Source organism: Brevundimonas sp. EYE_349, assembly GCF_023147505.1.
Classification (GTDB): domain Bacteria; phylum Pseudomonadota; class Alphaproteobacteria; order Caulobacterales; family Caulobacteraceae; genus Brevundimonas.
Genome location: NZ_JAHXPB010000006.1, coordinates 131,454 through 143,728 on the forward strand (window position 1 = coordinate 131,454; position 12,275 = coordinate 143,728).

The window sequence follows — 12,275 nt, forward strand, 5'->3', positions numbered from 1 at the left end:
CTCTGACCAAGCTGTTGGGGTGCAACGCCGACCCTTCCTGATGGCGGTGGCGGTGGGCGCGGCCTGCGACTTCCTGACGCCCCTCGGGCGCCGGTGCAAGACGCTGGTCATGGGGCCGGGGGGCTATCGGTTCGGCGACTATCCCCAGCTTGGCGCCCTCTTGAGCCTGCTGGTTCTGTTTGTCGCGCCGCCGCTGATCCTGCTGTTCTGGCCGCTGTGACGACGCGGTCGCGACCACCCGACCTTTGGCTCTAGCGGCCGGACGTGATCTAAGGGGCCGGATGAAGACAGTTGTTTTTGCGATAGCGGCGGTCGGCGGCGTGGCGTCGATCGGTCTGGCGGGCTGCAACGCCGGGCGCTCGGCCATGGGCGGAGCCGAGCAGGTTGGGGCGGGGTTCGCCGCGGCGGCCACAGCGCCGCTGGAGGACTTCAACCTGCGTCGTCAGATGATCCCGACGGTGCTGCTTCAGGCCGAGGCCAATCCCTACGATCTGCGTAACCTGAACCAATGCTCAACCATCGGCGCCGAGGTCGCGCGGCTGGACGAGGCTCTGGGACCGGACACCGACGAGCCGCCGCGCCAGGACGGCGCCTATCTCAGCGAACGGGCGGCCGATGCCGCGGCCCGGGCCACGCTGGAGGCCATTCGCGGCACGACCACCGACTTCATTCCAGGGCGCAGCTGGATTCGCAGGCTCAGCGGCGCCGAGCAGCATTCCAAGCATGTCCAGTCCGCCATCCAGTCCGGCCGGATGCGCCGCGCCTTCCTGAAGGGGATGGGGATGCAGCGCAACTGCGCCCCGCCCGCCGCGCCCAGCTGGTTCAGGCCGCAGCGCTAGTGGCTTGTTTCCTGCGTCATCCTCGGGCTTGACCTGAGGATGACGGTTTAGAACAGGGCGTCTATCCGTTCGACGTATGCCGCGAATGGAAGTCGCGGCGGAAGGCCTCGAACCGGCCTTCGGCAATCGCCGCCCGCATGGCCGCCGTCAGGGCCTGATAGAAGGCGATGTTGTGCCAGCTGAGCAGCACCTTTCCTAGGATTTCGTCGGCGCGGATCAGGTGGTGCAGATAGGCTTTTGAATACTGCGACGACGGCCCGTCGATGGTCGGATCCAGCGGGTCCTGATCCTCGGCGAAGCGGGCGTTCTTCAGATTCAGCGGGCCGTCCCAGGTCCAGGCCTGACCGTGGCGCCCGGCGCGGGTCGGCAGGACGCAGTCGAACATATCGACGCCCCGATAGACGGCCTCGACCAGATCGACCGGCTTGCCCACGCCCATCAGATAGCGGGGGCGGTCCTGAGGCAGGAACTCGGGCGCGTAATCCAGCACCTCGCACATCGCCTGATGGCCTTCGCCCACGGCCAGGCCGCCGATGGCGTAGCCGTCGAAGCCGATCTCCTGAAGCTGTTCGGACGATTGACGACGCAGGTCTTCGAAGGTCGAACCCTGCTGGATGCCGAACAGGGCCTGATGCTCGCGCGCACCGAACCGCGCCTTGGAGCGCGCGCCCCAGCGGATCGACAGCTCCATCGCCTTTCGGGCCGCGTCCTTCTCCGCCGGATAGGCGACGCACTGGTCCAACTGCATGGAGATGTCGGCGCCGATACGGTCGGCCTGAATCTCGATGGAGCGTTCCGGCGTCAGGACGTGTTTGGAGCCGTCGATGTGGCTGGAGAAGGTCACGGCCTCCTCCTTCACCTTGGAAATCCCGGCCAGGGACATGACCTGGAAACCGCCGCTGTCGGTCAGGATCGGCTTGTCCCAGCCCATGAACCTGTGCAGGCCGCCCAAGCGCTCCATCCGCTCGGGGCCGGGACGCAGCATCAGGTGATAGGTGTTGCCCAGCAGGATGTCGGCGCCGGTCGCCTTGACCTGATCCACCGTCATCGCCTTGACCGTCGCGGCGGTGCCGACCGGCATGAAGGCGGGGGTGCGGATGTTGCCGCGCGACGTCTTCAGCACGCCGGTGCGGGCGCGGCCCTCGGTGGCGGAAATCTCAAACGGTAAGGGCATCAGGCGATCAGTCGTTCAAGCTGCTCGACGCGCGCCAGGTCCTTGGGGCGGCCGAACAGGCGGTAAAGGGCGATGTGATCCCGGACATCGGGCACGAACAGCGCCGTGTCCTCCACAAAGACCTGACGGCGCGAGGCGAAGGCGGCCGGCGCCCAGTCGCCGCCGTCGCGCACCTCCAGTCCGGCCATCACCTCGATCAGGATCGGCTGGTCCGGCGCGCGGCCGAACACGGCGGATCGGAACAGGCCCTCGCCAGGATCGGCCACCACATGACCGTCCAGCGACGCCAGCAGGGCGCGGGCGTCGCGCGGCGCGCACAGCACGTCGATGTCGGGCACATGGATCTCGTCCAGGCCGTATAGCGCCATGGCCGCCCCGCCGAAGATCCACCACGGCGACTTCAGGTCGCGCGCGGCCTCTCCGACGGCGATCAGGCCTTCCTTGAGGTCGTCGGGCAAATGATCGGCGGGCACGTCGGATAGTCTTTCTGCTGAAGGGGAGGGCGCATTTAGGAGGTCTGGCGGCGAATGACCACCCGGCTCACCAATCCAGGGCCGTCTCGCCGCGCAGGATCGCCTCGGCTTGGGGGCTGTGTTTGCCGCCCTCTCGGTCGTGCAGCACCAAGGGCGGCAGCAGGCGCAGCGGCGCCCGTCCGGTCTTGATCGCCTGGACCAGCACCCGCTTCGCCGGTTTGTCCGCAAACGGATGAATGGGCCGGATGGCGAACGATCCCGCCTTGTCGCCGAGCAGGGCCAACAGGTCCGCCAGCCGATCCGCGCGGTGGATCACCACGATCCGCCCGCCCTCGCGCACCGCCTTCAGCAGAAAGCCGGTCCAGGCTTTCAGCCCGTCTTCGGCCATCCAGGCGCCGCGCTTGCCCTCGGCAGGGGCGCGCAGGCCGGCGGGGTCGTCGAAGAAGGGCGGATTGGACACGGCCCAGTCGCCTGGCGCCGCGTTCAACGCCCGAAAGCCCGCCGCCACGTCGCCGGGGTGGATCGTGGTCGTCGCCGCCACGCGGTTGAGGGCCGCGTTCTCGACCGCCAGTGCCGCCATGGCCGGATCGCGCTCGATCCCCATAAGCCGCACGCCCGGTCGTCGCGCCGCGATCTGCATCAGAACCGCGCCCGCGCCGCAGCCGGCCTCGATCACCGTCTGCCCCGGCAGGGCCGGAACGGCGGCCGCCAGCAGGGCCGCGTCCATGCCGGCGCGATAGCCGCGCGCGGGCTGGCGCAACCGCACCCGTCCGTTCAGCAGGCCGTTCTCCACGATCTGCGGCGGCGTCGTTTCGACCGCGTTCAAGCCTCAATCTCCTTGACCCTCAAGGGGGCGAACATCATTGTGCGCCGCAGTGCGCCGGGGCAAGTCGAACCGGCCGCCTAATCCTTCGACGCGGTCCGCCGCGCCAGTGAAAGAGTATCTCTTGGAAGTCGCTCTCGCCGCCGCTCCCCGCTCCAAGGGCGACGTCAACGCTCTTGTCCGGCTGGCCGAGCGCGACATGGCCGCCGTGGACGCGCTGATCCTGGATCGGATGCAGTCGGACGTGCCGATCATACCCAAGCTGGCCGAGCATCTGGTGTCGGCCGGCGGCAAGCGCCTGCGTCCCCTGCTGACCGTCGCCGCCGCGCGCGCGGCGGGCGCCGCCGATGAGATTCTGTCGCCCAAGAAGCTGGCCGCGGCGGTGGAGTTCATCCACACCGCCACCCTGCTGCACGACGACATCGTCGATGCGTCGGAACTGCGTCGCGGCAAGGTCGCGGCCCATCTGATCTGGGGCGCGCCCACCAGCGTCCTGGTCGGCGATTTCCTGTTCGCCCGCGCCTTCGAGCTGATGGTCGAGACGGATTCGCTTCGGGCGCTGGGTATTCTGGCCTCGGCGTCGCGCGTGATTTCGGAGGGCGAGGTGCTGCAGTTGACGCGCGCCCATGACCTGAACCTGGACCAGGCCACCTATCTGCAGATCATCTCGGCCAAGACCGCCGAACTGTTCGCCGCCGCCGCCGAGGCGGGCGCGGTCGGGGCCGGGGCTTCGGCCGAGGCCGTCACGGCGATGCGCGATTACGGCATGGCGTTGGGCATCGCCTTCCAGCTGGCCGACGACGCTCTGGATTACGGCGCCACGGCCGAGGCCCTGGGCAAGAACGCCGGCGACGACTTCAACGAGGGCAAGGCCACCTTGCCGCTGCTGCTGGCGGTCGCCCGCACCAGGGGGCGCGAGGACGCTTTCTGGGATCGCACCGTGACCAAGGGCGAACGCACACCCGAGGATTTCGCCCGCGCCCGCGAACTGGTGGTGGGCTCGGGCGCCATCGGCGCGACGTTGGATCTGGCCGGCGAATACGCCGACGCCGCCAAGGCCGCCCTGTCGGTCCTGCCCGCCGGCGACTGGCGCGCGGCGCTGGAGGACCTGGCCGATTTCGCGGTGTCGCGCGCGGCCTGACCGTGACCCAAGCCGCCCCGGCCCCCGCCGACACCCTGGACCAGCAGGTCCGCGCCGCCGATCAGGATCGCTGGTTGTCCAGCCGCCTGGTCGCGCAGCCCGCCGCGCGCGCCGACCTGATCACGCTCTACGCCTTCGAGGCCGAGTTGATGGCCATACCGACCCGCGTGACCCAGCCGCTGTTGGCCGAGATGCGCTACACCTGGTGGGCGGAACAGATGGACGGCGTCTTCGCAGGCGCGCCGCGCAAAGGCCATCCGGTGCTGGAGGCCCTGACCGATCTGGTTGCGCGTCACGGCCTGGACCGCGCGCCGTTCGACGCGCTGATCGAGGCCCATATCGGGCGCGTGCGCGAAGAGCCGCACGACCTGGACGCCTTCTACGTCGGGCCGATGCAGGTCGGGGTGCGTATCCTGGCGGGCGAGGGCCATGACGCGGCCGTCGCGGATGCGGGCCGTGTCCGGGGCCTGACGCAGACGGGCCGGGGCCAAGAGGCGACCGCCCTGCGATCCACGGCCAATGCGGCTTTGAAGCGCCTCCCGCCCGTCGGCTTCCCCGCCGTGGCCCACGCCGCCTTGGCCGACCCCGAACGGCCCGAGCCGTTGAAGCGGTTGCGCCTGCTTTGGGCTGTGCTTCGGGGGCGTATCTGACCTAGCCGTTCAGCCCGGCGATCAGGCGCGCCAGCAGGACGTTCAGCGTCTTCTGTTCCTCGACAGACAGACCCGAAAGCGCCTCTTGCGCCGTGTCCTGATGGCTGGGCATGATGGCGTCGATCAGGGCGAAGCCCTTGTCCGTCAGGCGGACCAGCGTGGCGCGTCGGTCGCTGGGATGCGGACGACGCTCGACCAGGCCCGCCTTCTCCAGCCTGTCGATCCGCGCGGTCATGCCGCCCGAAGACATCATCGCCGCCTCGAACAGGGCGGTCGGCGTCAGGCCGTCGCGCTCTCCCGAGCGACGCAGCGTGGCCAGGACGTCGAACTCGCCATGCTGCAGGCCGTGGCGCGCGAATAACGGTGTCTGACGCTCGCGGATCACCAGGTGCGACGCCTCGTTCAGCCGGCCCAGCACCTCCATCGGCAGCATATCCAGATCGGGGCGTTGCACAGCCCATTGGGCGGCGGCGCGAGAAGCTCTGTCGGGCATGGTTATCTTGACATCGAGATACTTGAGGTCGAGAGACTAACGCGAATTCCAGTGGGAGTCTTGACCATGAGCGTACGATCCGGCGCCGCGCCGACGCGCGGCGCGTCGCTGCTGTTGCTGGCGGCCATCGTGGCCCTGGCGCTGAACCTGCGTCCGGCGATGGCGGCGGTCGGACCTTTGCTGGACCTGATCGAACGGGCGACGGGCATGGGTTCGACCGCCGCCAGCCTGCTGACCACCTTGCCGGTTCTGATGATCGGTCTGGGCGCTCTGTCGATCCGGCCCCTGCGGCGGCGGCTGGGTGAGCGGCGCGGGGTCCTGCTGGGCGCGCTGCTGATCGGCGGGGCCTGTCTGGTGCGGGTTACGCTCAAAGATACGGCGGGGCTGATCGCCAGCGCGGCGGTCGTCGGCGTCGGCGTCGCATTGATCCAGGCCCTGGCGCCGGTCGTCATCAAACGGGCCTTTCCTGCCCGGTTCGGCACGGTCATGGCGCTATACACGACCGGCATCATGGGCGGCGCGGCGATCGCGGCGGCCACAGCGGCGGGTTTGGCCGAAACGGTCGGCTGGGCCGGGACGCTGGCGCTTTGGAGCGTGCCAGCCTTCGTCGCCGCGATCATCTGGCTGGCGGCGTCGCGCGATCCGGCGGCCGAGGAGCCGAACCGCGCGGCCCTGGTCGAGGCCACGGACCCGGAACTGCCTTTTTGGCGTCAGGGGCGGGCGTGGCGGCTGATCCTGATCATGGGGCTGGGGACGTCGGCCTATACGCTGGTGCTGGCCTGGCTGCCGCCCTTCTACATCGACCTGGGCGAGCCCCGGGCCACGGCCGGCTATCTGCTCAGCGGCATGACCGGCGCAGAGGTCGCGGCGGGCCTGCTGGTGTCGATGACCATCGGCCGCTTCCCGGATCGACGCGGACCGATCCTGACGGCGCTGGTCCTGGCCCTGCTGGGTCTGGCGGGGCTGGTGGTCGCACCGATCAGCCTGGCGGTTCCGGTGGTGCTGGTCCTCGGCCTGGGGATCGGGGCGATCTTCCCGCTCAGCCTGATCCTGGCGATGGATCAGATCGAAGATCCCGCGCGGTCGGGCGACCTGCTGGCCTTCGTCCAGGGCGGCGGATACATCATCGCCAGCCTGTCGCCGCTGGGCGCCGGCCTGCTGCGCGATCACATGGCCGACCTGACCCAGGCCTGGGTGCTGATGGGCGTCGGCGTGGTCCTGCTGGGCGTGATGACGCTGGGCTTCCGGCCGGGCCTGCCCAAGCTGCGCTGAAGGGCTTGTTCGCCTTTAGACAACGTGAATAGTAGTGCGAGACCTCTAAACGATGGGACAAGCATTTGGCGATGGCGCCCTATTCTCGGGATTACTGGCGAAATCCAGCGCTTGTCATTCTCGCGGTCGCGACCTTGTTCGGGCTGTTTGGAACATATGTCGCGTCGCTTGCCGTGCTTTTCGCGTTGGACGATCTCGAAAAAGGCGAAAGGTTCGGTTCGTCACTCGTTTTCGTGATCTTCTACGTTCTACTACTGGTCTGTCCGCTGGCAGGGTGGGTGACTTTTATTTTACGACGTTATCGCGTCGCCATAATGATCGCCATTGCGCCGTTGCTGTTGGTGATCATTTCAGGCTTAGTCTCAATCATTAACTAGAGACCGCTGCGTCGCGCCAGGCTTTCAGGCTTTCCATCGCGCGAATGCTCATCAGCCGCTTCTTGGCGCGGCCGCGTTCCTTGGGATGGATGCGCTTGCCGTCCTCGTCGACCTTGGGCGCCTCCAGCGGCGGCAGCAGGCCATAGTTGATGTTCATCGGCTGGAACTTTGCGCCTTCCAGATGGCCGCCGGTGATGTGTTCGACCAGGGCGCCGATGGCGGTTTCGGGCGGCGGGGCGGACAGGTCGCGACCCAGCGCCTGCGCGGCGGCGAGGCGGCCGGTCAGCAGGCCCATGGAGGCGCTTTCGACATAACCCTCCACCCCCGTCACCTGACCGGCGAAGCGCAGGCGCGGCATGGCTTTCAGGCGCAGCTGCTTGTCCAGCAGTTGGGGGCTGTTCAGATAGGTGTTGCGGTGCAGGCCGCCCAGACGCGCGAACTGGGCGTTCTGAAGCCCCGGGATCATGCGGAAGGTCTCGGCCTGCGCCCCATGTTTCAGCTTGGTCTGGAAGCCGACCAGGTTGAACAGGGTGCCCAGGGCATTGTCCTGACGCAGCTGGACGATGGCGTGCGGCTTGACCGTCGGGTCGCGCGGATTGGTCAGGCCGACAGGCTTCATCGGGCCGTGGCGCAGGGTCTCGCGCCCGCGCTCAGCCATGACCTCGATGGGCAGGCAGCCGTCGAAATAGGGGACGTTTTCCCAGTCCTTGAACTCCGCCTTGGGCCCGTCCAGCAGGGCGTCGATGAAGGCGTCGTACTGGGCCTTGTCCATCGGGCAGTTGACGTAGGCGGCGGCGTCCCCTCCGGGGCCTTCCTTGTCATAACGCGACTGACGCCAGGCGATGTCGAAGTCGATACTGTCGGCGTGGACGATGGGGGCGATGGCGTCGAAGAAGCTCAAGGACTCCTCGCCGGTCGCCTTCAGGATGGCCTCGGCCAAGGCGGGCGAGGTCAGGGGGCCGGTCGCGACGATGACATTGTCCCAGTCCGTCGGCGGCAGGCCCGCGATCTCCTCTCGGACGATGGTGACGAGAGGATGGGCCTCCAGCCTGGAGGTCACGGCGGCGGAAAAGCCCTCGCGGTCCACGGCCAGGGCGCCGCCGGCCGGCACCTGATGGGCGTCGCCGCAGGCCATGATGATCGAATCCAGCGCCCGCATCTCGGCATGCAGCAGACCCACGGCGTTGTACTCCCAGTCGTCGGATCGGAAGGAGTTGGAGCAGACCAACTCCGCCAGGCCATCGGTGTGGTGAGCGTCGGTCTTGACGCCGGGGACGCCGCGCATCTCGTGCAGGATGACGGGCACGCCGGCCTGGGCGATCTGCCAGGCGGCCTCGGAGCCGGCCAGGCCGCCGCCGATGACGTGAATGAGCGAGGGGGAGGGGGAGGAAGCGGTCATCGCGGCCTTCTAGCCACTGGCTGGCGCGGTGTCATGGTCCCCTGCTATATCCGCCGCCGGCAATCGGGGGCGGGTGTTGGACGGACGTCGGATTCTGCGACTGGGCGAGACGCTGTCGGCGGCGGGATCGGCCCTGCCTCGGCTTTGGCGGGGCGCCTGGGGCGCGATCCTGCTGGCGGCCGTGGTCTGGGGCGTCCAGCCGCTCGCGGCGGGCATGGCGGGGCTGGTCTGGGCGCCGTTCGCTCTGGCCGGGACGCTGGCGCTGGTCGGCGCATTGGCGCGGATTTCGATCGCCGATGACCTGATGCAGGCGCGCGGGCTGGGTCTGGGGCCAGCGGGGTTGCAGTTCGGGCGGCCGGAGATGCGACTGCTGGGCGCGGGCCTGCTGTGCGCGGTGTTCATGGCCATGATCCTGTCGGTCGTCGCCCTGGTCCTGCTGGCGGTGTTCGGCATGGCCGAGTTGAACGCTCAGGCCATCGAGATGCGCCGGTGGGGCGCGGTCGGGCCGGCTTGGAAGCTGACCCTGCTGGCGGTCGTCACGGCCTTCGCCCTGTTCGCAGTTGTGGCCTTCAGCGCGCGGCTGTCGCTGTTCGCGCCGGCGACGGTCGGGCGCGGCCACATGGTGTCCCTGAACAGCATGACCATCGCGCGCGGGGCATTCCTGTCTTTGCTGGCTGGTCTGATCGTGACTGGCGCGCCCGAGATGGGCCTGGTGCTGCTGTGGGGCGCAGGCCTGTTGTCCGGCGTGGCGGGCTGGGTCGTGTTCGTCGTGGTGCTGACCGCAATCCAGGCGCCGCTGACGATGGCCTTCGTCGGCGCCGCCTATCGCAGGCTGGATGGCTGGACGCCGCCCCAGGACCCAGCCTGAGGCGGCTGGTCCGATCAGGCGAGGCCGGCCGCGACCGAATAGGCCGCCTCGGTCTTGGCGGCGACCTCGTCCAGGGTGACGCCTTCGGCCAGTTCGACCAACTCCAGACCTGCGCCGTTCGGCTTGACGTCGAAGGTGGCCAGGTCCGTGATGATGCGGCTGACGACGCCGGCGCCGGTCAGGGGCAGGGTGCAGGCTTTCAGCACCTTGGACTGGCCGTGCTTGTTGGCGTGCTCCATGACCACGACCACGCGCTTGACGCCCGCGACCAGGTCCATGGCGCCGCCCATGCCCTTCACCAGCTTGCCGGGGATCATCCAGTTGGCGATGTCGCCGTTCTGGGCCACCTCCATCGCGCCCAGGATCGACAGGTTGATGTGGCCGCCGCGGATCATGGCGAAGCTGTCGGCGCTGCTGAAGTAGGACGACTCCGGGATCTCGGTGATCGTCTGTTTCCCGGCGTTGATCAGGTCGGGGTCTTCCTCGCCCTCATAGGGGAAGGGGCCCATGCCCAGCATGCCGTTCTCGGACTGCAGGGTGACGGTCATGCCCTCGGGGATGTAGTTGGCCACCAGGGTCGGGATGCCGATGCCCAGGTTCACGTAGAAGCCGTCCTGCAGTTCCCGGGCGGCGCGTTCGGCGAGTTGTTCGCGGGTGCGGGGCATGATCAGACCTCCGATCCGGCGGCGGCGCCGGCGGCACGTTGACGGACTGTGCGCTGTTCGATGCGCTTTTCGGACACGGTCTGGATCAGACGGTCGACATAGACGCCGGGCGTGTGGATGTGGTCGGGGTCGAGCGAGCCGACGGGAACGATCTCCTCCACCTCGACGACCGTGACCTTTCCAGCCGTGGCCATCATCGGGTTGAAGTTGCGGGCGGTCTTGCGGAACACCAGATTTCCGCGCTCGTCGGCCTTCCAGGCCTTTATGATCGACAGGTCAGCGACCAGGCCGGTCTCCATGACGTATTTGCGGCCGTCGAACTCGCGCACTTCCTTGCCTTCGGCGACCAGAGTGCCGACGCCAGTAGCGGTGAAGAAGGCCGGGATGCCTGCGCCGCCTGCGCGGATGCGCTCGGCCAGGGTGCCCTGAGGGTTGAACTCCAGCTCCAACTCACCGGCCAGATACTGGCGCTCGAACTCCTTGTTCTCGCCGACGTAGGACGAGATCATTTTCGCAATCTGGCGGGTGCCCAGCAACTGCCCCAGGCCGAAGCCGTCCACGCCTGCGTTGTTCGAGATGACCGTCAGGCCCTTCACGCCGCTGTCGCGCAGGGCGGCGATCAGGTTCTCGGGGATGCCGCACAGGCCGAAGCCGCCGGACATGACCGTCATGCCGTCGAAGGTCAGCCCCTCAAGCGCGGACGTGACGTCAGCGTAGATCTTTCCCATCGCTCTCCCTTTTTTCATCGCCTGGTGAATATCGGCTGTTGACCACGCCTAACGCGGGGGCGGGCGGGGGGCAAGTCGCGCCGTGGATCGAGTGTCGCGATTTTCAGACCCACCCCTTGTGAAAAACAGGGTGCAATTGGTGCACTTCGTCCAGAATTCACCCCGCATCGGCGTCAAAAAAACAGGGTGCAAAGTGTGCACTTGGTCCGAAATCGCGCCGCTTCGGACCTGATGTCGGCATCGGGGGCGCCGTGTTCAAGGGTGGATGCATCCGGCGGAGGCGAGGCGGCGTATTCCCCGAGACCTGCAAGTTTCGCCTGATCGCCAAGGACGCCCGATGAACTTGACCAATGTCGCCATTCGCCAGCTTCAGGATGCGCCCTTTCCCGACTTCATCACCCGTCCGGCGATCGACAGCCTGGTGACGGAGGCCAGGAAGCGGCTGGATCGCGACAGTCCGCATGACGAGGCGGCGTTCGCCCGAGACATGGCTCAGCGCGCCATCGCCGAGCATACGGAAGCGGCGAACCAGCAGCATTACGAACTGCCGCCCGAGTTCTTTCAGCTGTGCCTGGGGGAACGGCTGAAATATTCCTGCTGCCTGTATCCGACCGGCGCGGAAACCCTGGATCAGGCTGAGGCGGCGGCGCTGGCCGAGACCTGCGCCCATGCCGATCTGATGGACGGTCAGACGATCCTGGAGATGGGCTGCGGCTGGGGATCGCTGTCGCTGTGGATGGCCGAGACCTATCCCAACGCCAGGATCACGGCGGTGTCGAACAGCCACGGCCAGCGCGGCCATATCGAGGCCCAGGCGGCGGAACGGGGCCTGACCAATCTGACGGTCATCACCCGCGACATGAACGCCTTCGAGACCGACCAGCGGTTCGACCGCATCGTCTCGGTGGAGATGTTCGAACATATGGCCAATTGGCGCGCCCTGCTGACCAAGGCGCGCGGCTGGCTGAAGGCGGACGGGCGGATGTTCATTCACGTCTTCACCCACCGCGAAGCCCCCTATCGGTTCGACCATACCGACAGCGACGACTTTATCGCCCAGCACTTCTTCACCGGCGGCGTCATGCCCAGCCACGGCCTGATCCGGCAATTCCCCGACCTGTTCGCGGTGGAGCAGGAATGGACATGGAACGGCGGCCATTACGCCCGGACGGCCAACGACTGGCTGGCCAACATGGATCGGAACGCCAAGCGGGTCGCGGTGTTGATGCGCCAGACCTATGGCGACGACGCCAGGCTGTGGACCCGTCGCTGGCGGCGGTTCTACCTGGCGACGGCCGGCCTGTTCGGCAACGACGAAGGGCGGACGTGGGCGGTCAGCCATTACCGACTGAAACCTGTTTGAGGACACGAGC

At 67.8% G+C, this 12,275-nt stretch carries 15 protein-coding genes; 8 read left to right on the forward strand and 7 right to left on the reverse strand.

Annotation, left to right across the window (positions count from 1 at the left end):
• The first annotated feature begins 19 nt into the window (after positions 1-19).
• Entirely contained in the window at positions 20-220 is a 201-nt protein-coding gene (locus tag KZX42_RS12240; protein ID WP_248119635.1) for a hypothetical protein, read from the forward strand.
• A 61-nt stretch (positions 221-281) separates the two neighbouring features.
• Positions 282-839, forward strand: coding sequence for a hypothetical protein (locus tag KZX42_RS12245; protein WP_248119637.1), 558 nt, complete (start codon positions 282-284; stop codon positions 837-839).
• Between the two features lie 61 nt (positions 840-900).
• Here KZX42_RS12245 and tgt read toward each other — a convergent pair whose 3' ends face one another.
• The 3 genes from tgt to KZX42_RS12260 form a co-directional block, all read right to left on the reverse strand.
• Positions 901-2,016: a tRNA guanosine(34) transglycosylase Tgt gene (gene tgt / locus KZX42_RS12250; RefSeq protein WP_248119826.1), complete on the reverse strand. Its 1,116-nt coding sequence runs from the start codon at positions 2,014-2,016 to the stop codon at positions 901-903.
• The gene (locus KZX42_RS12255; RefSeq protein ID WP_248119639.1) at positions 2,013-2,486 is read right to left on the reverse strand and encodes a hypothetical protein; all 474 of its coding nucleotides are present in this window, start codon (positions 2,484-2,486) and stop codon (positions 2,013-2,015) included. The genes tgt and KZX42_RS12255 overlap by 4 nt, the downstream gene beginning before the upstream one ends.
• Before the next feature lie 67 nt (positions 2,487-2,553).
• Positions 2,554-3,312: a methyltransferase gene (locus KZX42_RS12260; protein WP_248119641.1), complete on the reverse strand. Its 759-nt coding sequence runs from the start codon at positions 3,310-3,312 to the stop codon at positions 2,554-2,556.
• A 121-nt stretch (positions 3,313-3,433) separates the two neighbouring features.
• Between KZX42_RS12260 and KZX42_RS12265 the strand changes: the two genes are divergently transcribed.
• On the forward strand, positions 3,434-4,450 hold the full coding sequence (locus tag KZX42_RS12265; RefSeq protein ID WP_248119643.1) for a polyprenyl synthetase family protein: 1,017 nt from the start codon (positions 3,434-3,436) through the stop codon (positions 4,448-4,450).
• Between the two features lie 2 nt (positions 4,451-4,452).
• Complete coding sequence (locus tag KZX42_RS12270; RefSeq protein WP_248119645.1) at positions 4,453-5,100, forward strand: squalene/phytoene synthase family protein; 648 nt, start codon at positions 4,453-4,455, stop codon at positions 5,098-5,100.
• A gap of 1 nt (position 5,101) precedes the next feature.
• On the opposite strand, the gene KZX42_RS12275 is transcribed toward KZX42_RS12270, so the two are convergent.
• On the reverse strand, positions 5,102-5,593 hold the full coding sequence (locus tag KZX42_RS12275; protein ID WP_248119647.1) for a MarR family transcriptional regulator: 492 nt from the start codon (positions 5,591-5,593) through the stop codon (positions 5,102-5,104).
• Between the two features lie 66 nt (positions 5,594-5,659).
• Here KZX42_RS12275 and KZX42_RS12280 point away from each other — a divergent pair, with 66 nt between their 5' ends.
• A complete protein-coding gene (locus KZX42_RS12280) occupies positions 5,660-6,865 on the forward strand; it encodes an MFS transporter (protein WP_248119649.1) in 1,206 nt (401 codons plus the stop codon).
• Between the two features lie 65 nt (positions 6,866-6,930).
• Complete coding sequence (locus KZX42_RS12285; RefSeq protein ID WP_248119651.1) at positions 6,931-7,242, forward strand: hypothetical protein; 312 nt, start codon at positions 6,931-6,933, stop codon at positions 7,240-7,242.
• Here the strand turns inward: KZX42_RS12285 and trmFO are convergent.
• Positions 7,235-8,641 carry a methylenetetrahydrofolate--tRNA-(uracil(54)-C(5))-methyltransferase (FADH(2)-oxidizing) TrmFO gene (gene trmFO / locus KZX42_RS12290; protein ID WP_248119653.1) on the reverse strand — a complete coding sequence of 469 codons (1,407 nt, stop codon included), beginning with the start codon at positions 8,639-8,641 and terminating at the stop codon, positions 7,235-7,237. The two genes, KZX42_RS12285 and trmFO, sit on opposite strands and share 8 nt — an antisense overlap.
• A 28-nt stretch (positions 8,642-8,669) precedes the next feature.
• Between trmFO and KZX42_RS12295 the strand changes: the two genes are divergently transcribed.
• Positions 8,670-9,509, forward strand: a complete 840-nt coding sequence (locus KZX42_RS12295; RefSeq protein ID WP_248119655.1) for a hypothetical protein — start codon at positions 8,670-8,672, stop codon at positions 9,507-9,509.
• Between the two features lie 14 nt (positions 9,510-9,523).
• On the opposite strand, the gene KZX42_RS12300 is transcribed toward KZX42_RS12295, so the two are convergent.
• Both KZX42_RS12300 and KZX42_RS12305 read right to left on the reverse strand, forming a co-directional pair.
• Positions 9,524-10,174, reverse strand: coding sequence for a 3-oxoacid CoA-transferase subunit B (locus KZX42_RS12300; protein ID WP_248119656.1), 651 nt, complete (start codon positions 10,172-10,174; stop codon positions 9,524-9,526).
• A gap of 2 nt (positions 10,175-10,176) precedes the next feature.
• The gene (locus KZX42_RS12305; protein ID WP_248119657.1) at positions 10,177-10,902 is read right to left on the reverse strand and encodes a CoA transferase subunit A; all 726 of its coding nucleotides are present in this window, start codon (positions 10,900-10,902) and stop codon (positions 10,177-10,179) included.
• Positions 10,903-11,239: 337 nt separating this feature from the next.
• Between KZX42_RS12305 and KZX42_RS12310 the strand changes: the two genes are divergently transcribed.
• A complete protein-coding gene (locus KZX42_RS12310; protein WP_248119658.1) occupies positions 11,240-12,265 on the forward strand; it encodes a cyclopropane-fatty-acyl-phospholipid synthase family protein in 1,026 nt (341 codons plus the stop codon).
• The last annotated feature ends 10 nt before the right edge of the window (positions 12,266-12,275 follow it).

Bases quoted from the DNA above. Each gene is read 5' to 3' on its own strand.
- KZX42_RS12275 (WP_248119647.1), bottom strand. From the start codon at position 5,593: ATGCCCGACAGAGCTTCTCGCGCCGCCGCCCAATGGGCTGTGCAACGC.
- KZX42_RS12280 (WP_248119649.1), top strand. From the start codon at position 5,660: ATGAGCGTACGATCCGGCGCCGCGCCGACGCGCGGCGCGTCGCTGCTG.
- trmFO (WP_248119653.1), bottom strand. From the start codon at position 8,641: ATGACCGCTTCCTCCCCCTCCCCCTCGCTCATTCACGTCATCGGCGGC.
- KZX42_RS12300 (WP_248119656.1), bottom strand. From the start codon at position 10,174: ATGCCCCGCACCCGCGAACAACTCGCCGAACGCGCCGCCCGGGAACTG.
- KZX42_RS12310 (WP_248119658.1), top strand. From the start codon at position 11,240: ATGAACTTGACCAATGTCGCCATTCGCCAGCTTCAGGATGCGCCCTTT.
- KZX42_RS12245 (WP_248119637.1), top strand. From the start codon at position 282: ATGAAGACAGTTGTTTTTGCGATAGCGGCGGTCGGCGGCGTGGCGTCG.
- KZX42_RS12305 (WP_248119657.1), bottom strand. From the start codon at position 10,902: ATGGGAAAGATCTACGCTGACGTCACGTCCGCGCTTGAGGGGCTGACC.